This is a genomic window from Deltaproteobacteria bacterium (assembly GCA_019308905.1).
Classification (GTDB): domain Bacteria; phylum Desulfobacterota; class BSN033; order WVXP01; family WVXP01; genus JAFDHF01.
In genome coordinates this window covers 55,555-77,665 of the sequence record JAFDHF010000007.1, presented here as the reverse complement: position 1 = coordinate 77,665, position 22,111 = coordinate 55,555, and the positions used below count along the sequence as shown (strand labels likewise).

The window sequence follows — 22,111 nt, the reverse complement described above, 5'->3', positions numbered from 1 at the left end:
TCTCCGACGGGTACGTGCTTTTTGATGAGGCCGACATTTTCAAGAAGGTCGAAGGCCCTGTGGTTGTTGAGGATCTCAGCGAGGTCGAACCTTCACGGCGAAAAACAGTGTTCGCCCTGTCAGGCCCGGAGGCTTTGGAAGGGCTGAGGTCTCTCCTGCCCGAGGCCGAACCCCTTGGACCCCGGGATTGCTGGGAGGGGAAAATCCTGGGAGTCGAACTCTTGGTCTCCTGCTCGGCAGAGGATCCCTATTCGGTCCTCATCTTTGTTCCCATGAACAGGGCCACTGCTGTCTGGCGCCGTCTCCTCGACAGGGCAGGAGAGCTCCCGGTCGCGCCCGGAGGACCTGGCCTCAGGGAACGCTTGAGGGCTGAAAAAAACCTGCCCCGGTACGCAGAAGGTGACCGAGAGAGGGACAGCGTCGCCCTGTTCCGGCGGAGGATGGGAGACCTGTTTCACCTCTCAAAACCCTACTTTGTGGGGCAGAGACATCTTGAGACCTTCAGGGGGGAGGCAAAAAAGGAGGAATTCCGGTACGAGGAAGAGGAAGGTCCGCTCAAGAGGAGCTGTCTCTACGAGGAACACCTCAAGCTCACCAGGCAGATGGTTCCCTTCGGAGGATGGGAAATGCCGGTCTGGTACACCTCTATAGCCGACGAACACCAGGCGGTCAGACAGAGTGCCGGACTCTTCGATACCTCCCACATGGGTGTGTTCGAGATATCCGGCGAGATGGCCACCCCCTTCCTCGATATGGTCATTACCAACTATGTCCGCTGGATAGGAGACGGAGAGTGCCAGTACGCCTATCTCCTCGATCCTGACGGCCGGGTGATCGATGACATCATGATATACCGGCACAACGAGAATCGCTTCATGATGGTCGTCAACGCCGCCAACGCGGAAAAGGACATGGCCTGGCTGAAGGCCGTGCAGTCGGGAGAGTATCTCATCGATCGCAATCACCCTGACATAGAGGCGCCGCGGCCGGTCATCATAAGGGACCTGAAAGATCCGTCTTCAGGCAGGGACCAGCGCGTCGATATCGCCCTCCAGGGTCCCAACTCCCTCCGGATCCTCCAGAGCCTGATCCGCCGGGCCAAGGAGAGACAGCGACTGGCCAGGTTGCGGAAGATGGCGTTCACGGAGATTGAGATCGAGGGCTTGAACCTCCTCGTTGCTCGTACGGGATATACGGGAGAGAGAATCGGATTCGAGCTCTTCGTCCATCCGGGCCAGGCTCCGGAGCTCTGGAACATCCTTCTCAGTGAGGGGAGAGCCTTCGGCATCAAACCCGCCGGTCTCGGAGCCAGGGATTCCACGAGGACCGAAGCCGGGCTTCCCCTGTACGGACACGAGCTTGCGGGCCCCCTCGACATCACCCCCATGGAGGCGGGGTTTGCCCCCTACGTGAAGTACCACAAGCCCTATTTCATCGGGCGGGAGCCACTCCTGGAAAGGGACAGAACCACGACGAGGGAGATTGTCCGTTTCCATGTCCTTCAAAAAGGGGTGAGAATGATCAAGAACGGCGGCATGGTGGTCAATCGCCGGACTCAGAGGCCGATCGGCACGGTGACGAGCTCTGTGCTCGACACTTCGGGTTTCCAAATCGGCATGGCCCTTGTGGAGAGGCAGAGTGCCAGAGAGGGAACCCGCATCGCCGTCTTCACGGAACCAGGGGCCCTGACAAATAGGGGTGCAAGGGGCGGCGGCCGACCGGGAGACCGGATTCCCCTCCACGAGGAGGCGGTGGTGATCAGCCGATTCCCGGCGGAGAGACTCCATCTTGAGGAGTTCCGGGAAGTCCTCGAAAGATAGAGCGCCCGCACCCGGAGAATCTGGGAAAAGTGGAGACCTTTCGTCCTCGCTATTGACAAAGCAGGCAAAAGCTGGTATGCTCAAAATTGTAAGTGCAAGGAGTCCTGGTTCGGTAAAGAAAGACCGCACAGCTCTTGAGGCTTATGCGGTCTTTTTTTTGACAGGGCGTATACTTTGGACGATGTCGGTCCGAGAAGGAAAGGAGGTGAAAGGGTATGCCTAAAGGTCGAGTGAAATGGTTTAACGAGAAAAAGGGGTTTGGATTCATTTCCCAGGAAGACGGCGATGATCTGTTCGTACATTTCTCATCCATTCAGCAGGACGGATACAAGGTTCTTTATGAAGGGGACGAGGTGAGGTTCAACATCGCAGAGGGCAGGAAAGGTCCACAGGCAATCGATGTGGTGAAACACTCCTAATACCCGAACGGGCAATCGGACCCCGGGGCAAAGGGAGTCCCGGGGTCTTTTTCCTGCAGTCGTCCTGAGGAGATGCCGTCCCACATGGGGCGGCATCTCCTCCCTCGGGCCCGTCTTCTACCCCTGCTTTTCCAGCCAGGCCTCCGCAAAATATGAGCTCCTCACGAAAGGACCTGACGCCACAAAGAGAAAGCCCATCTCTTTTGCCACCTCCCCGAACCACTCGAATCTCTCAGGAGGGACGTACTCCCGAACAGGAAGATGCGCCCTTGAAGGGGAGAGGTACTGGCCCAGGGTGAGCATATCGCACCCGGCCCTTCTCAAGTCCTTCATTACATGGAGGATCTCTTCCTCTTCCTCGCCCAACCCCAGCATCAACCCCGACTTGGTGCGAATCCCCTTCCCTGTCTCCTTGACCTTCTCCAGCAGGCCGAGAGACCTCCGGTAGTCCGCACCAGGCCTCACTTCGGGGTAGAGGCGGGGGACCGTCTCGAGGTTGTGGTTGATCACTTCAGGCCCTGCCTCGACAACCCGGTCGATGGCATCCAGAAAATCCGGGACAAGGACCTCTACTCTGACCCCCATGTCAAGCCCTTTGATGGCTCGAATGGTTCTGGCGAACTGCTCGGCTCCTCCGTCCTCAAGATCGTCTCGGGTAACCGACGTGACCACGGCGTAGCGGAGCCCAAGATGCATGACGGCCCGGGCAACTCGAAGGGGCTCATCTCGGTCCAGCGGCTCGGGCCGGCCGTGGGCGACGTTGCAGAACCGGCAGTTTCGCGTACACCTGTCGCCCAGGATAAGGAAGGTGGCAGTACCCCTGGCAAAGCACTCGCTCTGGTTGGGGCAGAGGGCGCTTTCGCAGATGGTATGGAGGCCGAATCTTCCGGTGACGGCCTCCATGGCCCTGATACTTGAAAAATCTACCTTCTTCCTGAGCCATGGCGGCTTTCTCGAGACCATGCCACATATTAACAGATATACGGTCGATCCTGCAATGACGAGACGAGCACGAGTTCGGCGGTTTCGGGGCCCCCCTTGTTCCAGAGCGATATTGCCGGAGCAGCGGCACGCCTTGAGGATGAGCGGACGCCGTCCCGAGAGGGCCGCCACGTGGGCTCGGGAACGAAGGAACGAGAGGTTTCACCTCGAGAGTCGACAAAGATCCTCAGAAATCGAGACGCCCCGAGACATCTCCTTCGAAAACAGGGGAACTCCTCGGGGAGGAGGGAACGGCCGCCTCCCGGAGAGAACACGGTCTCAAGTAGCTCCCCCTCAGGCCGTAATCTCACCGAGGCCTTCATAGATATTGACGACCTTTGACAAATGAGTATAGAAAAAGATCTCCTTGGTCTTTTCATTCAGGTTGACAAGGGAGAGCTTCTTCTTCTTTCGGTGGAGGGTGATGTAGCATGCTATGATGGCACCCAGTCCCGAAGAATCGACCCTGTCCACAGACTCGAAGTTCAGAACGATCTCGTCCCCATCCCCCTGGGCCGCTTCCCCCACCAACCTCTTCAGTCCTTCCACAGTGGACACGGTCAGGGCCCCGCGCAGATCGAGAATCCTTACGCTACTGTTCCCCTTCGGCTGTAGTCTCATCTCTACCTCCATCTCTCTCGACGTACTTCACGAGATGAACCTCGTTCCCCCTCTCGTTGAACTCGACACGGTCGAGGTAGATCCGCGCGAGAAAGAGGCCCCTGCCGCACGGGCTCAACAGGTTCTCCCGTGGATCCGGACAGGGAGGGTTTCTCCAATCAAACCCCCCGCCCTCATCTCTGACCGTGTAGTGCAGCTCTCCTGGTTCAGTGCGACAGTCGATCGTCACCTGGCGCCTGGAATAGAACGGATCGGATAGGCGCTGCCTGAGCAGTTCCACGTAGGTGTTGTTCTCGAGGGCCAGGCGCTTCTCCTTGAAGGAGATCCCAAGACTCCCATGCTCGATGGCGTTGACGATGATCTCGTGGAGGCCCAGCCCCACTTCCCGCGCTTTCCCCTCTCCACATATCAGCTCGGCATGCATCTGAAGCCGGCCCACCACGATCCTCACCTCGTCGATCCAAGGCCCCATGACGATCCGTCCCCCCTCCCTGCCGAGGATCTCCAAGTCGGTCCGCCGGCGCCGGAGGAAAGGCTTTTTTTCGATCTCTTCTGTCTCTGCCACAGCAACCGACTCTCCACTGCTACCCGCGGCCCATAAGGGCAAGAAAAATCTCCGACTGCCTGACCTCCTCTTCCAGGACCTTCGAGATGTGGTCTACATCCTCCTGGGCCAGGCTCAAACGGCTCCACAAATCGGGTGTGACCTCGGGGGCCAGGGTGTCGCCGTTCCAGCCGAGCCCCTGATTGCGGCAGATGGTGTCGGCGAGCCGGACTATGTCCACAACCGGATCCTGGGAGAGGGAGAATCCCTTCCGTTCGTCGACTGGTTCGTGATGGTGCCTTATGGAGACCACCAGGGGGAGAGGGAGTTTCCACTTCCTTGCAAGCCACTCGCCGATGACGGCGTGATCGATGCCGAGGCAGTTCCTCTCCGCCTCCAAGAAGGAGACCTTGCCCTGCTCCGTCTCTTCGAGAATGCTGATGAGCTCCTCATGGAGGAACTGATCCAGCACGAGCTTGCCTACGTCATGGAGGAGCCCCCCCGAGAAGCAGTTCTCGGGCCTGGGATAGCCGGCCTTTCTCGCAATCATCCTGCCGCAGATGGCACATCCGATACTATGGCGCCAGAGCCCTTCCCTGTCGAATTTGCCCACTTCATTGTCGTTGAAAATATTGATCACCGATATGCTCAGGGCTAGTTGAGATGTGGCCCTGAAACCCAGGAGAGGAACGGCCTGGGAGATCTTCGTTATCTCCCTCGGCAGTCCGTAGTAGGCCGAGTTGACCAGGCTGAGCACCTTGGCGGCCAGGCTCTGATCCCCCTCGATGACCCTTGCCGCATCGTCCGCACCCGAAAGAGGGTCGTCCATGACGTCCCTCAACCTCTGAGCCACCAGAGGAAGGGTGGGCAGATCCTTGATTCCGTTGATGATGGTCTTGATTTTCTCCTGATCCATTCTTCCTCTCCTACGAGGTCCTATGCTTCCACGGAGACCAGAACCATGCAGAGATCGTCCTCGAAGCGATCCTTCCCGGTGAACCGGGAGAGCCGTCGGTAGATCTCCTCCATCAGACCGCTGCAAGAAAGGCCGTTCCCCTCGGCGAGAATATCCTGGAGATACCTAGTTTCAAAACAACTCCCTTCGGGATTGCGTGCCTCGATCACACCGTCCGTATAGAGGAGGAGCCTGTCCCCTTTCTCCAAAAAGGTCTCCCGGTTTTCAAACTCGGCTTCTTCGAACATTCCGATGAAAAACCCGTCTGTGTCGAGAAACTCGTGACTCTGGCTCCTCTTCCGATAAAGAATGGGATAGGGGTGGCCGGCCTTCGAATAGGTTACTCGCCCCTTGTTGGTATCCAGAACCAGGTAGACTCCTGTGATATACTCGCCTGTTGTGATAAGCCGGCAGAATTCTCTGTTCAGCTCTGCCAGGACTTGGTTCGGTGACTGTATCTCCTGGGCGTACATCTCAAAGTATATCTTGAACATGGTGGTCAGGAGGGCCGCTGCCGGGCCGTGACCCGAGACGTCGGCAATAACCACCCCGAGCCGGCCCTCTCCAACTTCCAAAATATCGAAAAAATCGCCGCCAATCCGGTTGGATGGAACGTATTTTGTGGCAAAGCGGAATCCCTTTCTCTGGGGGTGTCGCCTGGGCAGAAGGCTCCTCTGCAGTTTTGCAGCCATGTCGAGCTCGGCCACGATCTTCTGGTGCTGTTCCTCTATGATCCTCTTCGCCTCATCCGCCTCGGCCACGGCCCTGGCCAGCCTGCCGGCCTGCTGCTGGATCTGGTCCTTCTCTCTGCGCAGTTCCAGGTAGTACTGCTCGAGGAGACGGTTCTTCTCGCGGAGTTCACCCTCCAGTTTCTTCCTGTCCGTGATATCCTTGACCGTCTTCTCGTAGTATACGATCCGCCCCGTGCCGTCTTTTCTCGCATGGGCGGTTATCCAAACATCGATCTCCTGCCTGTTCTTTTTGACAAGCCGCGTCTCAAAATCCTTGACCGATCCCCTCTCTCTCAGAAGGGCTGCAAGCCGGGATCGGTCCTCGGGGTTCGCGTAGTGGCGGACCATTGGGAACTCCGTAATCTCGGCCTTATCGGAATAACCCAGGCCCTCGATTCCCATGGGGTTGACCTCCAGGAGATCTCCCGAAGGCGTGGTCAAGAAGACCATGTCCTGAAGTCCCTGGAACAGCTTCCTGTAGCACTCATCGCCGACGGCAAAGCCGCCTCTTTCTCTGGAAAACGACATGGAGAAGTCCCCGGAGTCTATCATTCTCTCCTTGCTAACTCATTATCGAAAGAATCGCTGGAAATCTTGAGAGATTGGACCGCACCATCGGCCCCGGGTGACCCAGGCGTGGATCTCCGGCCTGACCCGCCCCTTCCACCCGGACTGCGATCGATCCGACGGGCTCGCCTTCGAGGCATGCCGACTTGACAGTAAGACCCATTCCACCTATAATTCCCGGTCGATGGACGTTGATTTTTCTTGCTTCACAAACCTTCTTATCGATCTGTATTCCGAGCCCTTGTCCCCCTACACAGCCCGCGTGTCTCTCAGATTTGAACGGCGGAGGGCTCTTGTCTGTAAAGGTCACTGGAGCGGAGAGGGATACCCCCCAAGGAGTCGGCGTGGCACTTGAACTACTAATCGGTTTCGGGGCCGTGGCAGTGGCTTTTTCGGCCTTCCTGCTTCTCGCCCTCCTGTCCGTGAGAAGGGTGAACCGTATCAAGAAGAAGGAACTGAAAACACTTCGCGAAATAAAAAAGGGGTTGACCGGCGATGGATGAGACTTCGGACCAGACCTCCCATCCTGTCAAGACCGAGCTTTCCCGCGAACTCTCCCTTTTCCACATCACCATGATGGGCGTCGGTATGATGATCGGATGGGGGATTTTCGTCGGGACCGGGATAGCCATCGGTGAGGCCGGACCAGGGGGGGTACTGGTGACTTTCGCCCTCAACGGACTGATCGCCCTGATCACGGCTCTCTCCTATGCAGAGCTTTCCTCCGCCATCCCCAGGGCCGGGGGGGCATATAACTACGCGAGGATCTCCTACGGCAAGGGGGTCAGCTTCTTGGCGGGGTGGATCGAATGGTTCGCCTCTTCCGTGGCCGGCGGCATCTATTCGGTTGCCTTTGCAACTTACACCGTCCATTTTCTGCAGGGGATGGGAATCCTGGGGGAGGTGCCGATCCCCCTCTCTCTTCTCACAAAGATGGTCGCCGTGGCCGTTGCACTCACTTTCGTCTACATCAACTATCGGGGGGCCTCCGAGACAGGGCTTGCGGGGAGTATCATGACCCTGGGCCAGACCCTCACCATGGGCTTTATCGGCCTTGCGGGATTCTGGATTGTCTATCAAGACCCCTCGCGGTTGAACAACTTCCACCCGTTTCTACCCAATGGCTGGGGTAAGGTCCTGGTGATGATGGGGTTCACTTACGTGGCCTTCGAGGGGTTCGAGGTGATCGTCCAGACCGGCGACGAAGCCATCGATCCCAGGCAGAATCTTCCCAAGGCTATCCTCTTTTCTCTCCTCATTGTCGTTTCCACGTACCTCGCGGTCTCTTTTGCCACGGTGGTGGCGGTAAGGGGCGTGGGGGTGGAAGCATGGCAATGGATAGGCAGGTACGGACCGACCGGCTTCGGCGAAGCCATTGCGAGGCTCCTTCCCTATGGAGGGATCCTGGTCATCGTCGCCGTTGTGTTTTCAAGCACCTCTGCTCTCAACGCAACGATCTACTCCGCCACGAGGGTCTCCTACGCCCTGGGGAGGGACAGAATGCTGCCGGCGGTCTTTTCCCGGATTCATCCAAAAAGGAAGATCCCCAACATCGCCCTCTTGGCCACCGCCGTCCTGGTCATCGGCATCGTAGTCGCTCTGCCTGCCGAAGACGTGGCAGCCAGTGCCGACATCATGTTCCTCCTCCTCTTCTTTCTGGTAAACATAGCGGTCATCAAGATAAGGAACGAGTACGGCGACGAACTCACCTACGGGTTCGTCATGCCCCTCTTCCCAGTCCTTCCCATGTTCGCCATTGCCATGCAGATATTTCTGGCGGTCTGGCTCATCCACATGAGTGTGGTTGCATGGGTCGTTTCCGGTGTATGGCTCACAGCATCCTTCCTGATCTTCAATCTCTACTCCAAGACACGGTGTGAGGACACCGTCTTCAGAATCGTAGTGCTGGAGGAGGAAAAGGCCGAGGCCAGGCGGCCTTACAGGATCGTGCTGCCCATAGCCAACCCGGAAAACGCCATTCAGCTTGTCACCTATGCGGTGAAAATCGCCCGGTATCACTACGGCGAAATCAGCCTTCTACACATGGTGCCTATCCCGGAGCAGACACCCCTTTCGGATGCTGAGAGATACCTCGATGTGGGACACGAGGCCTTTGTCGAAGCCTCTCTTTACGTGCCGCCGGATGTCCCCGTGAGCACGTCCATTCAATACTGCAGAAGCATCCCCAGGGGGATTGTGAACGCCATACACGAACAAAAATCCGACTTGATCATACTCGGCTGGCGGGGCAGGTCCCTTCTCCAGGATTATGTTCTCGGCAGTACCATCGACCCGATCCTCGAAAAGGCCCCCTGTGACTCCATCGTTATTCGACTCGGACGGTACCGCCCGGTGAGCCGCATTCTGGTGCCCGTTGCAGGAGGCTATCACGGCCACATGGCCCTCAGGGTAGCCAACATGTTCCTCGAACATCCGGATTCGAGGATTACGGCTTTTCATGTACTGAGACCGGGCAATCCGAAGCAGAAGATAGAGAAGACAATCGAGGCCATGATCGCCTCGGAGAAGCTTCCGAGAGGAAGAATAGACGTTAAGATCGTCGAATCCGAAAGCGTACTGGCCACTATCTCCCAGGAGGCCGCCCGCCATGAGCTCGTTGTAATCGGGGCCAGTCCGTACCGCTTCTTCAAGCAGATGGTTTTCGGCAACCTGGTGGAAGAGGTGGCCAAGAACTGCGAAACTCCCATAATGATGGTCAAGAGCAAGCGGAGGTGGATAGCCCCGGTAAAGGTCCTGAACGGCATCTCTAAGAAGAGGACCTGACCCGCCCCTCGAGTTGCCTCTTTTCCAGGGGCGGCGGGTCTGCAGCCTCACTTACCGATCGAAGTAGATGCTTTTGCCCGTGGCCGACAGGGGGATACCCATCACGTAGTCCCAGTCGCAAAGGCCCATGCTGCGAGCCACGGTCCCGATGCGATACATGATCCGGTTGTCCGCGTTGAGGAGCCCTGCCGTCTTGACGGCAGATCCAAGAGCAATCCCCATATCCAGCAGACGGAAAGCACACAGCGGGCCTTTGAACTCCACGTCCACCACCTCGGCTTTCTCAAAGGCCTTGCATGTGGGATAGCCACACGCACCACAGTCGAGACCGGGTACCCTGGCGTCTTTAAGGCCGATGAGAACCACAACCTCACTGTCCCGAACGTTTCTTGCGTCGCGGTCGAAGTTCCGTTTCCCCCTCTCCTCACCGAAACGGACCATCCCTTCTGCCAGCTTCAGAAGCTCATCACCCGTAAGAATCCTGATCTCCACAAAATCCTGGCCGGCACTTTTTGGAGCGGTCCGAGCCGCGACGGCCATCAACTCTGCAACGGTCTTTAGACCTTCCATCCATCCTTCCTCCGCATCTACTTGGCATGGAACAAATCCTGATTGCGGCTTCCCCATGACGACCACCCGTGGAAGCCAACGGAAGAGGCGTCCCAGGCCACCTTTTGCCCGTCAGACGGGCGATGGATCCCATGACCCGAAGACGTTCCCCTGGATCGACCCCCATGGACGGATGATCGAGCCATAAGGTAACACAATCATTGACAACTTTCAAATTCTGCTTTACGATACCTTTTGTTGTTCCCTGTGGGGGCGGGGAAAGGCCGGTTGTCTCGGTAAAATCAGGAAGAAGGAGGTGATGGGTCTCCCTTTGGTTGGCTCTCGCCCTGAAGCAGGGTTCCGTAAAGAAAGGGGAGTAATTCCCCGGCGGGTTCAATCTGGTTTCCCTTTACCGAGCTTTGTTGCAAGGCGTCGAAGGAAAGGAGGATTGAAAGATGAACTCTCTGTGGGTACTCGTTTTCTGGGCTGTCATCGTCATCGTCGGCTATTGGGTGTATGCGCGATGGGTGAGCCGCAACGTCTACAAGGCGGATCCCAACAAGGCCACACCTGCCAAGATGTATATGGACGGTGTCGACTTCATGCCGGCCAACAAGAACGTCCTTTTCGGATTTCAGCTCAATTCAATCGCAGGTGCGGCTCCTATTATCGGTCCCATCGTGGCCCTCCAATGGGGATGGCTGCCCACTATGCTCTGGCTGGGATTAGGGGTCCTCTTCATCGGATGGATCCACGACTATTCCAGTGCCATGGTGTCGATCCGGCACGATGGGGAGACCTTCGGCGCAATCAGCTACAAGCTGATATCTCCCCGGGCCAGGGGCATTCTTCTGACCTTTATCTATTTCTATCTGTTGCTCGTGGCCGCCGCCTTTGGCCATGTCATCACAAAGGGCCTCGTGGGCAATCCAGCCCTTCCATTTCCACTGCTCGTGGTGGTGGGGGTCAGTTTTCTGGTGGGCCAGATGATATATCGGGCAAAGGTCAATATCATCGCCACGACGATTCTAGCGATTGTCCTGATTTTTGCATCGATCTGGATCGGGAACTACCTGCCCATCAAAGCCTCCTACACGACGTTTCTCGTGTGCATCTGCATCTTCGCATACTTCAGCGCCATCCTCCCGGTCTGGATGTTCATCCAGCCATACAACTACTCCTCGGTCTATGTCGTCTATTTCGGCATCATCGCCGGTGTTCTCGGCATCCTCGTGGGCGCCAAGCCGATGACCCTTCCAGCCTTTACCAACTGGAGCATCGGCATAGGCCCCCTCTGGCCGCTTCTTTTCGTCACCATAGCGTGCGGATCTATCTCCGGGTGGCACAGTCTCGTCTCGAGTACGGCCACATCCCGTCAGATAGAGAACGAAATGGACGTGAGGCCCGTAACGGCCGGTGCCATGTTCGCGGAGTTTACCATCGCAATTATCGCCATGATCGTGTGTGCCACGGCATTTGCCGATAAGGCCGGGTACCTGGCAGCACTCAAGAACCCCGTGGGCATCTTTACGGCAGGCCTGGGGGGGGCCATGGGGGCCATCGGAATACCCGCCTCCTATGCAAAGTCGGTCTCCGGGGCAATGATCCTCATCCTCGCACTCACCATCGTCAACCTGGTTTTCCGATTCATGAAGGTTGCCACCATCGAACTGCTGGGAGACAAGATCGGCATTGCCAAGAACCACCACGTGGCGACGGTCGCCGCGCTGATCATCGCTTTCGTCCTGATCAAGACCGGCACTTGGCTCTACATCTGGGTTCTTTTCGGAGGAGCCAATCAGATGATGGCATCCCTGGCCCTGCTTCTGGTCACTCTTTACCTGGTCTCCAAGGGGAAGAACTACAGGATCGCCATCTACCCCATGTTCTTCATGTACGCGACCACCGTGGCAGCCCTGTTCTACACATCCTTCTTCAAGCTCCTTCCTGCGGTTTTCACGGGCAAGGTCACGGGGGGAAAGATCTTCGGGAATCTGCTGTCCGGCGGCTGCGGCATCCTGCTCATCATCCTTGCCGTAATCCTCGCCTGGGACGGGTACAAGGCCTTCCAGAAGTATAAGGCCGAATACGGCAAGACCCCGGCCGAAGCGGCAGAAGCGAAGGCCTGAGGACGGCTGGATCAAAGGGACCTGAAAGGGGGGGGACACCCCCCCTTGCCTCAATCTTGCATTTGATTTCAATAAGTTTTATTCTATTGACGGAGAGCGTTCCAGCGGCTACCTGAGGGGGCATGGAAAAAGCCGGATGAAGAGGCACGAACTGCTTCAAGGGGTCAAGGATTTTCTATACGGCTTCCTTCTTCACGGTATGGTACAGGAAGTCCACGAAGAGAAGGCCGACGCGGAGGACCTTTTCACGCTCCTCGTACTCGGGGAAACAGTCGGTCTGCCACTCTTTCCCGGGATCTACCATTTGAGACTCGTACCATACTGTGCTGGGCGGTTCCCCCGGTGGAAGAGGAGAGTTCTCAAGCCGAGGGATATCTTCGACATGGTGCGGGATTGATCACTCGATCGTGTCGGCATACTCTGACGATGAGGGGGAAAAGCTGAGATGGCGGAAAAGGCACCTCCTGAAAAGGAAAAGGAGAGCTTGGGTAGCAAGTTTGTTGGATTTTTCAGGGATTTCACTTACGGCATGGCAACCCACGGTATGGCCCGTCAGGCTCTTAAGACGCGGTCCAGCATGGAGCACCTCTTCATCCTCATCACCATGGGTGACATGCTCGGAGTTCCCGTGCTGCCGCCCTATTACTCCCTTCGGCTCCTGCCTTATGTTGTTCCCCAGATCTCCACCTGGAAACGGCGGATGCTCAGGGAAAAGGATCTGATGGATTCTATGTACTAGAAGCGGAAGACAAGGACCGTCTTCCTGCCCGTGTGAATCGGCTTGCCCACGACGGTTCCCCCATCAGCAGAGAGAGGCCCGGGAGATTCCGCACGGGCTTCCAGCCCACTCGGAGGGTTTCCCGTCTCTCCGATGAGGTTCAAAGGAGGTTGGCATGTCTCTGGCTGAGATGTTTCAGAAATATCCCAATCGCAGGTATGTAATGTACGGCGGGAAGGGAGGGCTGGGCAAGACCACGTTCTCGGCGGCCACGGCCTATTGGCTGGCAAAACAGGGCAAGAGGGTTCTCGTATTCTCAGTGGATCCCCAGGCTTCGCTGAGCGATATCTTCGAAAGAGACATTTTCGGCAAGGGAGCCGTCGAGATCATCCCGAACCTCTATGCACAGGAGATCGACGCGGACCGCCGGATCAAGGACTATCAGAAAGAAATCCGCCAGAAAATCATCGACATGTACGGAATGGAGAAGATTCCAGAGGAGATCGAACATTACATAGAGGCTGCCTCTGCCGAACCTGCCATGGAGGAGAGCGCCATATTCGACGCCGTAGTCGATATCGTGATCCAGGGAGGGTATGACTACTATATCTATGATCTGGTCCCCCTGGGCCACGCCCTCTACTACCTCAGCATGGGGTCGATCTACGACGCATGGCTACAGAAGATCACCGGCCTGAGAGAACAGATGAGAGAGTATGACTCGGTCATAGCAACCATGCGGCGGGAAAAACAGACCGAGGAAGACGCAATCTATGAAGAGCTTCTCTACATCAAGAACAGGATCGGCGCCTCCTCCAGAATCATGACCGATACGGAGAAGACGGCCTTCTATTTTGTTCTCACCCCAGAAGACATGGTGATCGATGATACGATCAAAGCGGCTGGGCTCTTTGCAAAATTCAACGTTCCTCTGACCGGCTATCTTGTCAATCGAGTCATCTCCCAGGACCTGGAGAAGGAGAGAATTCCGGAGTACCTGAGAAACAGGATCGAGATGCAGAGGACGTGTCTGAACACCATAAGAGAGAGGTTTGGCGGCAGGGTTCTCGCCATGGTCCCGGAGTTCGACAACGAGATCAAAGGCCTCGAGACCATAGAACGGATGGCCAGGGTCATGTTCGGGGAGGAGAGGACATGAACTTCACCATGAAAGAGTTCTTCCACGACCACCCAAATCTCCGGTATCTGTATTTCGGCGGCAAGGGGGGGGTAGGCAAGACCGTAGTCGCAGGTGCGACGGCGCTGTGGTTTTCTCGACAGGGGAAGAAGACACTCCTCGCCTCCACCAACCCGGTACACAGCCTGTCAAACCTCCTCGAGCAGAACGTATTCGGCAAACCGGTCGCCGTGAAAGGGGCGCCCAACCTGTATGCGAGTGAAATCGACACGTCGGAAACCATTCAGAGATCCAAGAACGACATCAAGGACAAGATTGCCTGGTTTCTGAAATTCGCCGATATACCCACCAAGGCCGAGGATTTCGTGGAGTCAGCCACCATGAATCCCGCCTTTGAAGAATCAGCCATGTTCGAGAATATGATCAATATCATCTTTGAGGACGAATACGAGGTGTACATCTTCGATACGGCCCCAACGGCCAACGCCAGGAGGCTCCTCGGGATGTCAAAGGTCTACGCCCTCTGGGTGAACAAGATGTACAAGAGCCGCGAAGAAGCCCGGCAGATGAGACTCAGCCTCTCTTTCCGAAAGAAGAAACCGGAGGATGAACGGGATCCCCTGCTCGACTATCTGATCACCTTCCGGGACAGAATCGAGAAGATGAGGGGACTCCTCACCGACCAGGAAAAGACCGCCTTCTTCTTCGTGACCCTCCTCGAAAGCCTCCCCATAGCCGTGATCAAACGTTTCATCGGATGGTTCAAGGATTTCGGCATCCCCATCGGAGGGGTCATCGTCAATGAGGTGATCGATAAATCCGAAATAGACGAAAATACGGCCGAGTTCATTCGTAATCGGATCGCCATGCAGGAGAGATACAGAGAAGAGATTACCCGCTCCTTTGACAACTTCTGCGGGGAGGCACCGCTCTTCGAGAAGGAGGTCAAGGGACTACCCATGGTGGAGAGGGTGGCCGATGCCCTCTTCGTGTAAGGCTCCCCTTAAGATCCGCGACTCCATCTCGCGACTCTTCGCTGGATTATGAAAGCTTCGCCCCTCGCTTCCTCTTCCCACACCCTTTCGATCCTCACTTTCAACGTCTGGTTCGGTCTCGAAGAGAGGGGTATCCTGTGGATGAGACCTCTCGAACCCTCCGGCAGAAGGGAAAAACGTTACCAGATCCTCCTCTCGGAACTCACCGGGCTGCGGCCCGATTTCATCGCCGTCCAGGAGGCAAACCCCATCCCCGGCTACGGCAGGAGGCTCGCCAGGGATCTGGGCTACGACGAGATCCATAAGGTCTACAATGGGGGTATTAAGATCGGAGGCCTGGGGATTCCCGTCAACCTCAAGATGGGCCTGGTAATCCTTGCCAAAAGGGAGTTCCGTCTCCGACGGGCCGGGGCTAGGCAGATCTCGGGTGATCCCTTTGGAATCTACGGAGACCTCTTCTGCTTCCACTTTACCGACTCCCGCCATGTAATGGCCGGAGTCGCACTGGTGCGGGGCAGCCCCCTGTATCTCGTCCATACCCATACCTATCCAGGACCTCCAGAGGGAAGGGAGATCCTCGACCTTATGGAACGCTGGCGTGACGAAAAGAGGATCTCCAAGAGGGATTACGAGAAACGTCTGCGCACGCTGCGCCGGGTCTTCCGGCGCCGGGAGATGGAGATAGAGCGGATTCTCGACTTTGTGAAGACCGTCTCAGGCACGGCGCCGACTGTCCTACTCGGCGACTTCAACATGACCGAGGAGAGCTCTCCCATGGTCCGCCTCCTCGAGGAAGGAAGATTCTGGGACACCTACCGTGTGGCCAACCCGGAAAAGGCAGGGATTACCTGGGATGGTGAAAACAACGAGAACACCAGGTTTTGGGAGATCTCAGGCCGGTCTCGTAGAGGAACCAGAGCCGTGTACGACCGCTTGCGGGCAGAGTACGATAGAAAATCACGGAGAATCGACTATATCCTTCTGAACTCTGCCTTTGACAGCGAACAGATCCTTGAAAGCAGGGTCGTCTTGGACCGTCCCGTCGACGGTGTCCATGCCTCGGATCATTACGGAGTTCTCACCACGGTCGCTCTCAAGCCCTGATAAGGCAATCGATGATTCCCTCCAGCCTCTTCCTGTCCCATCCGGCGTAAGCGTGGCGACGGTCCACGATGAAGCCGGGGTAGCCCCGGATTCCGTACCGAAGGCACTTGTAGATCCCGACAAGAGACTGGGCATCGATGATGCGTATGGAAATCCGGTGCCTGTAGAGGTAGAGAAGCTCCCCGAGCCAATCTGAGAGTCTGCACAGTTCTTCCCTGAGCTCCTCGGGGTATCCCTCCGCGTCCATGATCCGGACCTTTTCCCGGAGACCCGTCCTATCAAAAATCAGACCGCAGCCCCCGCACTGAGAGTAGCTGGTAAGAACCTTGGAGATGACCTCAATGGATACGGGCTTCATCAGGATTGGCAGTGGACCTCTCCGGCTCGGACTAGGGGTCAGAGGGCAGAGTTACTCGCCTTTTTTCAGTATTCCCCGCCGCTCGGCACCGTGGGCCATGATCTCGGAGAAGTATCTTGTCAGCGCCTTTCGGCCCTCCTGAGAGATACTCTGAAAGACCAGGCCGGCGTGGAATGTCCCGTCAGGCAACTCTTCAACATAGATCACCCGACCACTTGCTTTCACGATCGATTCTCCCACCAGAAGGGTCATGTCGAGGATCTCATGTGGACGGACTTCACCGTCGGTCTCGATCTTGATCCCATCCAGACTGATGTTGAGAGAGCGGCACTCCTTTCTTGAATTCTTCTTTGTGAAATGGACGGGATGGTGAACGTTGAACCGTGGTCCTTTTCTCCTCTCATGGATATCCACTGGCCTTTCCCTCCCTGGACACCTCGAATCCCCTTCCAGGAGGGAGGTATCTAGACCTCCTGTAACTCCGAAGGGCTTTTCCCTCAAAGCGATGGTACATCACAGGTTTTTCGGTTCCAGGCGTTTGCACGACCTCTCCGGCCACCTCGATCAAGGAGAACAGGGAGCGCCTCTGCTCCCGGCTATTCAGCCGAGCCACCTTTTCGGAGATCTCACCCACGATCCCCGCCTCTTCCAGTTTCCTTTGGAAGAGCGATTCGATGAGGCTGTAAGGAATCGTTTGGGGTTCCGTCGCCGCTCTCTCTTCCATTTGCAATCCCAGCCCCCGCGCCATATCCACCAGTTCTCCCACGAGATTTCTCAAATCCACATAGAAAGGGGAAAAGCCAAAGAGATAGAAATCCGAAGCCCACTGTTCCCAGACAGCCATTTCAGCCAAAGCGGCGAGATGGTCCTCTCTCTCCTTGGAGATCGCGGGGGGGCGATCCAGGCATGGGTAATGACGGAACCGGTCCCTCTCCGCCGTTATCGAGCCCTGCCGGGACCACAGGTGCCATGCCTCCGGGAATTCTGCACAGCCGATGGGCCGGACAGGGTAAACCCGGCACCACAGCCCTTCCAGAAACCCGCATGGTTTCCTAAGTTCCAGACTGAGCCGTCCCACCCAAGACGTCTCATCCTCCGGTGACCAGCCGATCTTGTAGAAAAGGCGGTAGAGTTCATCGGGCTCTCTTTCAAGTGCCTCTGCCTGGAAAATCAGGTCCACCAAGGTAACAGGCACCTGAAGATTCGGATCTCTGCATCCATACCGGGGACACCACTCCGGGCACACGAACCGTGTATCCTGACTACTCAGCCGAGACCGTCTCCTCAGATAAGCCTCAACTGCCCCCACTGCCGACGATTTTCCTCCACCGACAGGATCGCGGACCCGGCGGCCCCCGGAGAGCCGACAGGCCGGACTACCCCGGGTCAGCAGACATCTTCCCCCGGCGGGTCTCCCGGTGTCCTCTCCCTCCTGCCAAAAGACTGACCCTGATTAGCTTTATCGCCCTCTCAAAAACACCCTATCACAGGGACCTCGGGATTTCAAGAAACCGCCCACAGGGGGTCTGAAAGCGAGGCCCCTGTTCGAGATCGTCCGAGTTCCATCTAAAGTATCAGGAAAGTCTGGCCGATTGGCAAGAAAGGGGAAACAGAGGACCCTGTGCCTCCTGTCAAAGGGCAGTCTTTGCCTCTTGGAGAACCGATGAATGGGATCTTCGAGATACGAACCTTGAGCGACCCTCGGCTTCTAAGCGCGGTACGGTCAGCCACGGGTCGGATCGCTCTTGTCGCTGGATTTGAATCCAAACAGATAGAACAGATCAAGTTGGCGGTGGACGAGATCTGTACGAATATCATCCGCCATACCTACAGGGCCGATCCCGGGCAGGAGATGATCCTCGACTATAGACTCATCGAAAACGGGCTCGAGATTCATATTCAGGACTTCGGCCAGAAGGTTGACCCCCGTCTCCTGGAAAGGCCGAGACCCAGCGGGCTCAAACCGGGAGGCCTCGGGCTCTCCCTGGTACGGTCGGCCCTGGACGAATTCGAATTCGGCTTGCCCTCACCCGTGGGAAATCGCTACAGACTCGTAAAGTACAGGGGAGATGAGGAGGACTTATGAAAGTCAGCACGGTCTTGACCGATGGAGCCGCTATTGTCTCGGTCCACGGTGAAGTGGATCTCTACTCATCCCCTGGGCTCCGCCAGGAGATCGTTCAGTGGGCCCAGAAAAGGATCCGCTCCCTCATCGTCGATCTCGGCGGCGTCACCTATATGGACAGTTCCGGGATCGCCACCCTTGTGGAAGGGTTCCAGCTCACCAAGACCTACGGGGGAAGGTTCAGCATCGCCAGTCCGGGCCCTGCGATCCAGGAAGTACTGAGATTCGCCCATCTGGACAGAATCTTCCATATTTTCGGTACCGTGGAAGAGGCCTTGAAGAGACCATGATATACGGATTCCTCGGCAATGTGGGCAACAGGACTCTGACCGCCATGGCGGGCCTGAGCCACGCTTCCAGGCTCATAAACGAAACGATCTATTGGCTTTTCGCCGGTCCTCTCAAGAAAAAAGGCTTCCGCTGGACGAGCACCGTGGACCAGATGGTCTTGATCGGCTATGAGGCCGTCCCCATCGTCAGCCTCATCTCCCTGGCGGTCGGCGTCATCATGGCCCTCCAGGCGGCCTACCAGCTGAGAAGGGTAGGAGCCCTCATCTATGTAGCCGATCTCGTCGGCATTTCCATGACCCGAGAGCTGGGTCCCCTCCTGACCGCGATCATAGTCGCCGGGAGAAGCGGTTCGGCTTTCGCCGCCGAGATCGGTTCCATGAAGGTCGCCGAAGAGATAGACGCCCTCGTGGCCATGGGACTCAGTCCGATAAAGTTCATGGTCGTCCCGAAGATAACGGCGATCATGGTCATGCTCCCCGGATTGGTTCTCATCTCGGACTTCGTCGGAATCGCGGGCGGGTTTCTCGTCGCCGTGGGAAGCCTCAACCTGAATTTCGAGAGGTATTTCAACCAGACAGCGAATGCTCTCGTTCTCAGCGATGTGCTGAGCGGTTTGATAAAGGGACTGGTCTTCTCGCTGATCATCGGGTTTGTCGGCTGCCACCAGGGGTTCAGCGTCGACGGTGGAGCCGAGGGCGTGGGCTTGCGGACAACACGGTCCGTGGTGACATGCATTTTCCTGATCATCCTTGCGGATTGCTTTTTCACGGTTCTCTTCTATCTTTTCGGTTAGGGTCGCCCCGCCGGGGAGGAAGAACGTGCCGGATCCGATCGTCCAGGTGATAGACCTTGTAGCCTCTTACGGGGAACGGAGGGTTCTAGAGGGGGTCTCCTTCCACATCCCCAGAGGAGAGATCACCGTCATAGCGGGGAGCAGCGGCTGTGGCAAGACCACCCTCCTGCGCCACATGGTGGGCCTCCTCAAACCCGAGTCGGGCCGGATCCTTGTCAGGGGAGAAGATATCGTGGCAATGTCCGAAAACGAGCTCAACCGGGTAAGGACTCGCCAGGGCGTGCTTTTCCAGGGAGGAGGCTTGCTGAATTCAATGACTCTGGCCGACAATGTGGCCCTTCCCCTCAGGGAACACACATCACTGGAGGAAAGCACCATCCGGATCATGACCCGGATGAAACTGGAACTGGTCGGTCTCCTGGGTTTTGACGGTTTTCTCCCGTCTCAAATCAGTGGCGGGATGAAGAAACGGGCAGGGCTTGCCAGGGCCATCTCGATGGACCCGGAGATTCTCTATTTTGATGAGCCCACCGCGGGTCTCGACCCGGGAACCTCCGCGGAAATGGACGAACTGATTCTGAAACTCAAAAAGACGTTCAGAATGACCATCGTGGCAGTGACCCATGAACTTCCCAGCATCAAGACCATTGCGGACAGAGTGATCATGCTGGACCAGGGCAGGGTGATCTTTTGCGGAACCCTCCAGGAGATCCTGGCCTCCGCCGACCCCACTGTGCGTCGATTCCTCGACAGGAAGCCGGTGCACGGGGTCTATGACAGCGAAAGCTACCTTGATGCCATAGCAGGAGTCGATATCTGAATCCTCCAAAGGGGAACCTATGAACCACAGGAAAGAGGAGATAAAGGCCGGACTTGTCGTTGTCGCTGCGCTCCTGATATTCGGTGCCATGGTCGTCTTCATCGGTGGATCGGGATTCTGGGAGAGCCTCGACACCTATCGTATCCGGTTTTCCGCAGTCGGCGGTCTGGAAAAGGGAGGCTCTGTCCGCCTGGGTGGGCTTCGGGTGGGCCGGGTACTGTCCATAGCCGTGAGTGGTGAAGACGCCTCCAAGATCGAAGTTACCATAGGGGTGAAGCCCGGAACTCCCATCTATCGAGGCGCCGTGGCAAGGGTGCAGACCCTCGGCCTCGTAGGTGATTACTATGTTCTTCTTACCCAGGAGCCCGGAGCCACCGATCCCCTTCCTCCTCGCAGTATGATTCCCTCCCGGGATATGGTGGAGATGGGAGACCTGCTGGCCCAGGCGGCCGAGCTCTCCCAGACGCTCAACACCTCCATCCAACGGGTCATCCATGCGGTCAACCGGATTTTGAACGAAGAGAATCTCATGGCCGTGCAGCAGACCCTCCACTCGGTCAACAGGCTGGCGGTTGAGGGAGAGAAGAGCCTCTCAACCCTGACCCTTGAGGTGGAGAACCTTCTAAAGGGTCTCAACACGGCGGTGGGCCATGTAGACGGGCTCGTTGTCAAGAACAGCCGCACCGTCCGGCGGACCCTTCTGGCTGTCAGGAGGTCTGCGGAACGCCTCGATGCCCTTTCACGCACTCTCGCTCAGACCGTGGCAGAGAATCGAGAGGATCTGCGGTCCACTCTCGCCACTGTCAAGGAGGACTCTCGGAAAGCAGGAGATCTCATCGACAACCTCAACGGCCGCATCTCTATCACCGGTGACTATCTCGAGGACACCATGGCCAATCTCCTGGAGGTCTCCGAGCAGTTGAGGCTCCTCTCGAGTCAACTCAAAAGGCAGCCGTGGCGACTGATCTACCGCGAAAAGGCAAAAAGATGATCAAACCGTATTCCAGGCTATCGATCGCCCTGCTGGCCTTCATCTGTGGATGCACCACGGTACCTACGCCGAAGTACTACCGAATCCCCTTGGATACCCCTCCGGCCTCCGATGCCTCTCTCCGGCCCTGCCGGGAGTCGCTGCGGATTGCCCGTTTCCATGCAGTCGCCCCCTTGAGACAGGACAGTGTGGTGACCTATCAGGAGGGCTCCCCCCTTGTCTCCTTCTCGCCTTCCGAGTGCTGGGAAAGCTCCCCTCCGGATATGGTGACCCGGAAACTCACGCAGGCCTTTTGGGCAGTCCGATTGTTCAGTCGCGTTGACAGTCGCCCGAGCACTCCTCCGGCGACCTATCTGATCCGGGGTAAGATTCTCCGGTTCAACAGGCTGCAAACCGCACACGGCCTCTACGGAGAGGTCGAACTTCAGGTGGAGTTCGTCGACATGAGGAACCGTGAGATCCTCTGGTCGGCCCGGATCCAGGCACGGAAAAAGGCGAGGGACCGCGGCCGAGAAGCGGCCATTCTGGCCGTGGGCGCGGCCTTGCAGCAATGCATCGGCCAAGTCGTGCAGAGAGTAGAACAGGCCTCGGCCTACCGCAGGCCGTCGTTCTGAACGGGAAAACTCTATCCTGCTCGTTCGGAGAGCTCCGGCGTACTCGCCCTCTTCCCTCTGGTCC

General features: G+C 57.1%; 25 protein-coding genes. 16 read left to right on the top strand and 9 right to left on the bottom strand.

Annotation, left to right across the window (positions count from 1 at the left end):
• Together gcvT and JRJ26_04630 are read left to right on the top strand one after the other, a co-directional pair.
• On the top strand, positions 1 to 1,820 hold a 1,820-nt coding region (gcvT, locus tag JRJ26_04635; GenBank protein MBW2056768.1), incomplete at its 5' end, for a glycine cleavage system aminomethyltransferase GcvT.
• 215 nt (positions 1,821 to 2,035) lie between these two features.
• Complete coding sequence (locus JRJ26_04630; GenBank protein ID MBW2056767.1) at positions 2,036 to 2,239, top strand: cold shock domain-containing protein; 204 nt, start codon at positions 2,036 to 2,038, stop codon at positions 2,237 to 2,239.
• Between the two features lie 117 nt (positions 2,240 to 2,356).
• Here the strand turns inward: JRJ26_04630 and lipA are convergent, their stop codons facing one another.
• The 5 genes from lipA to JRJ26_04605 all read right to left on the bottom strand — a co-directional run bounded on the left by lipA (position 2,357) and on the right by JRJ26_04605 (position 6,623).
• Entirely contained in the window at positions 2,357 to 3,202 is an 846-nt protein-coding gene (lipA, locus tag JRJ26_04625) for a lipoyl synthase (protein ID MBW2056766.1), read from the bottom strand.
• Positions 3,203 to 3,514: 312 nt separating this feature from the next.
• On the bottom strand, positions 3,515 to 3,841 hold the full coding sequence (locus JRJ26_04620) for an STAS domain-containing protein (protein ID MBW2056765.1): 327 nt from the start codon (positions 3,839 to 3,841) through the stop codon (positions 3,515 to 3,517).
• Positions 3,813 to 4,406, bottom strand: coding sequence for an ATP-binding protein (locus tag JRJ26_04615; GenBank protein MBW2056764.1), 594 nt, complete (start codon positions 4,404 to 4,406; stop codon positions 3,813 to 3,815). Before JRJ26_04615 ends, JRJ26_04620 begins: the two co-directional genes overlap by 29 nt.
• A gap of 19 nt (positions 4,407 to 4,425) precedes the next feature.
• Complete coding sequence (locus JRJ26_04610; GenBank protein MBW2056763.1) at positions 4,426 to 5,301, bottom strand: HDOD domain-containing protein; 876 nt, start codon at positions 5,299 to 5,301, stop codon at positions 4,426 to 4,428.
• A 20-nt stretch (positions 5,302 to 5,321) separates the two neighbouring features.
• Positions 5,322 to 6,623: a SpoIIE family protein phosphatase gene (locus tag JRJ26_04605; GenBank protein MBW2056762.1), complete on the bottom strand. Its 1,302-nt coding sequence runs from the start codon at positions 6,621 to 6,623 to the stop codon at positions 5,322 to 5,324.
• 308 nt (positions 6,624 to 6,931) lie between these two features.
• On the opposite strand from JRJ26_04605, the gene JRJ26_04600 reads away from it, so the two are divergent.
• Both JRJ26_04600 and JRJ26_04595 read left to right on the top strand, forming a co-directional pair.
• Positions 6,932 to 7,141 (top strand): hypothetical protein, encoded by a 210-nt coding sequence (locus JRJ26_04600; protein ID MBW2056761.1) that lies wholly within the window; start codon positions 6,932 to 6,934, stop codon positions 7,139 to 7,141.
• Positions 7,134 to 9,422, top strand: a complete 2,289-nt coding sequence (locus JRJ26_04595) for an amino acid permease (GenBank protein ID MBW2056760.1) — start codon at positions 7,134 to 7,136, stop codon at positions 9,420 to 9,422. The genes JRJ26_04600 and JRJ26_04595 overlap by 8 nt, the downstream gene beginning before the upstream one ends.
• 51 nt (positions 9,423 to 9,473) lie before the next feature.
• Here JRJ26_04595 and JRJ26_04590 read toward each other — a convergent pair whose 3' ends face one another.
• Positions 9,474 to 9,992, bottom strand: coding sequence for a hypothetical protein (locus tag JRJ26_04590; protein ID MBW2056759.1), 519 nt, complete (start codon positions 9,990 to 9,992; stop codon positions 9,474 to 9,476).
• A 434-nt stretch (positions 9,993 to 10,426) separates the two neighbouring features.
• On the opposite strand from JRJ26_04590, the gene JRJ26_04585 reads away from it, so the two are divergent.
• The 6 genes from JRJ26_04585 (at position 10,427) to JRJ26_04560 (ending at position 16,055) form a co-directional block, all read left to right on the top strand.
• Positions 10,427 to 12,100, top strand: a complete 1,674-nt coding sequence (locus JRJ26_04585) for a hypothetical protein (protein ID MBW2056758.1) — start codon at positions 10,427 to 10,429, stop codon at positions 12,098 to 12,100.
• A 136-nt stretch (positions 12,101 to 12,236) separates the two neighbouring features.
• Positions 12,237 to 12,497 carry a hypothetical protein gene (locus JRJ26_04580; protein MBW2056757.1) on the top strand — a complete coding sequence of 87 codons (261 nt, stop codon included), beginning with the start codon at positions 12,237 to 12,239 and terminating at the stop codon, positions 12,495 to 12,497.
• A gap of 87 nt (positions 12,498 to 12,584) precedes the next feature.
• Positions 12,585 to 12,839, top strand: coding sequence for a hypothetical protein (locus tag JRJ26_04575; GenBank protein ID MBW2056756.1), 255 nt, complete (start codon positions 12,585 to 12,587; stop codon positions 12,837 to 12,839).
• Between the two features lie 154 nt (positions 12,840 to 12,993).
• Positions 12,994 to 13,977, top strand: coding sequence for a TRC40/GET3/ArsA family transport-energizing ATPase (locus tag JRJ26_04570; GenBank protein MBW2056755.1), 984 nt, complete (start codon positions 12,994 to 12,996; stop codon positions 13,975 to 13,977).
• A complete protein-coding gene (locus JRJ26_04565) occupies positions 13,974 to 14,951 on the top strand; it encodes a TRC40/GET3/ArsA family transport-energizing ATPase (GenBank protein MBW2056754.1) in 978 nt (325 codons plus the stop codon). Before JRJ26_04570 ends, JRJ26_04565 begins: the two co-directional genes overlap by 4 nt.
• 48 nt (positions 14,952 to 14,999) lie before the next feature.
• Complete coding sequence (locus JRJ26_04560) at positions 15,000 to 16,055, top strand: endonuclease/exonuclease/phosphatase family protein (GenBank protein ID MBW2056753.1); 1,056 nt, start codon at positions 15,000 to 15,002, stop codon at positions 16,053 to 16,055.
• Here JRJ26_04560 and JRJ26_04555 read toward each other — a convergent pair.
• The 3 genes from JRJ26_04555 to JRJ26_04545 all read right to left on the bottom strand — a co-directional run bounded on the left by JRJ26_04555 (position 16,045) and on the right by JRJ26_04545 (position 17,608).
• Positions 16,045 to 16,302 (bottom strand): hypothetical protein, encoded by a 258-nt coding sequence (locus tag JRJ26_04555; GenBank protein MBW2056752.1) that lies wholly within the window; start codon positions 16,300 to 16,302, stop codon positions 16,045 to 16,047. The genes JRJ26_04560 and JRJ26_04555 overlap by 11 nt on opposite strands.
• A gap of 162 nt (positions 16,303 to 16,464) precedes the next feature.
• Positions 16,465 to 16,827, bottom strand: coding sequence for a PilZ domain-containing protein (locus JRJ26_04550; protein MBW2056751.1), 363 nt, complete (start codon positions 16,825 to 16,827; stop codon positions 16,465 to 16,467).
• A complete protein-coding gene (locus tag JRJ26_04545) occupies positions 16,814 to 17,608 on the bottom strand; it encodes a YkgJ family cysteine cluster protein (protein ID MBW2056750.1) in 795 nt (264 codons plus the stop codon). Before JRJ26_04545 ends, JRJ26_04550 begins: the two co-directional genes overlap by 14 nt.
• A 468-nt stretch (positions 17,609 to 18,076) precedes the next feature.
• Here JRJ26_04545 and JRJ26_04540 point away from each other — a divergent pair, with 468 nt between their 5' ends.
• From JRJ26_04540 to JRJ26_04515, 6 genes are read left to right on the top strand one after another with little or no spacing between them, the layout of a single operon-like run.
• Positions 18,077 to 18,499 (top strand): ATP-binding protein, encoded by a 423-nt coding sequence (locus JRJ26_04540; GenBank protein MBW2056749.1) that lies wholly within the window; start codon positions 18,077 to 18,079, stop codon positions 18,497 to 18,499.
• On the top strand, positions 18,496 to 18,828 hold the full coding sequence (locus JRJ26_04535) for an STAS domain-containing protein (GenBank protein MBW2056748.1): 333 nt from the start codon (positions 18,496 to 18,498) through the stop codon (positions 18,826 to 18,828). Before JRJ26_04540 ends, JRJ26_04535 begins: the two co-directional genes overlap by 4 nt.
• Complete coding sequence (locus JRJ26_04530) at positions 18,825 to 19,622, top strand: ABC transporter permease (protein MBW2056747.1); 798 nt, start codon at positions 18,825 to 18,827, stop codon at positions 19,620 to 19,622. Before JRJ26_04535 ends, JRJ26_04530 begins: the two co-directional genes overlap by 4 nt.
• Before the next feature lie 25 nt (positions 19,623 to 19,647).
• Positions 19,648 to 20,442, top strand: coding sequence for an ABC transporter ATP-binding protein (locus JRJ26_04525; protein ID MBW2056746.1), 795 nt, complete (start codon positions 19,648 to 19,650; stop codon positions 20,440 to 20,442).
• Positions 20,443 to 20,461: 19 nt separating this feature from the next.
• Positions 20,462 to 21,433: an MCE family protein gene (locus JRJ26_04520; protein ID MBW2056745.1), complete on the top strand. Its 972-nt coding sequence runs from the start codon at positions 20,462 to 20,464 to the stop codon at positions 21,431 to 21,433.
• On the top strand, positions 21,430 to 22,047 hold the full coding sequence (locus JRJ26_04515; GenBank protein MBW2056744.1) for a membrane integrity-associated transporter subunit PqiC: 618 nt from the start codon (positions 21,430 to 21,432) through the stop codon (positions 22,045 to 22,047). The genes JRJ26_04520 and JRJ26_04515 overlap by 4 nt, the downstream gene beginning before the upstream one ends.
• The last annotated feature ends 64 nt before the right edge of the window (positions 22,048 to 22,111 follow it).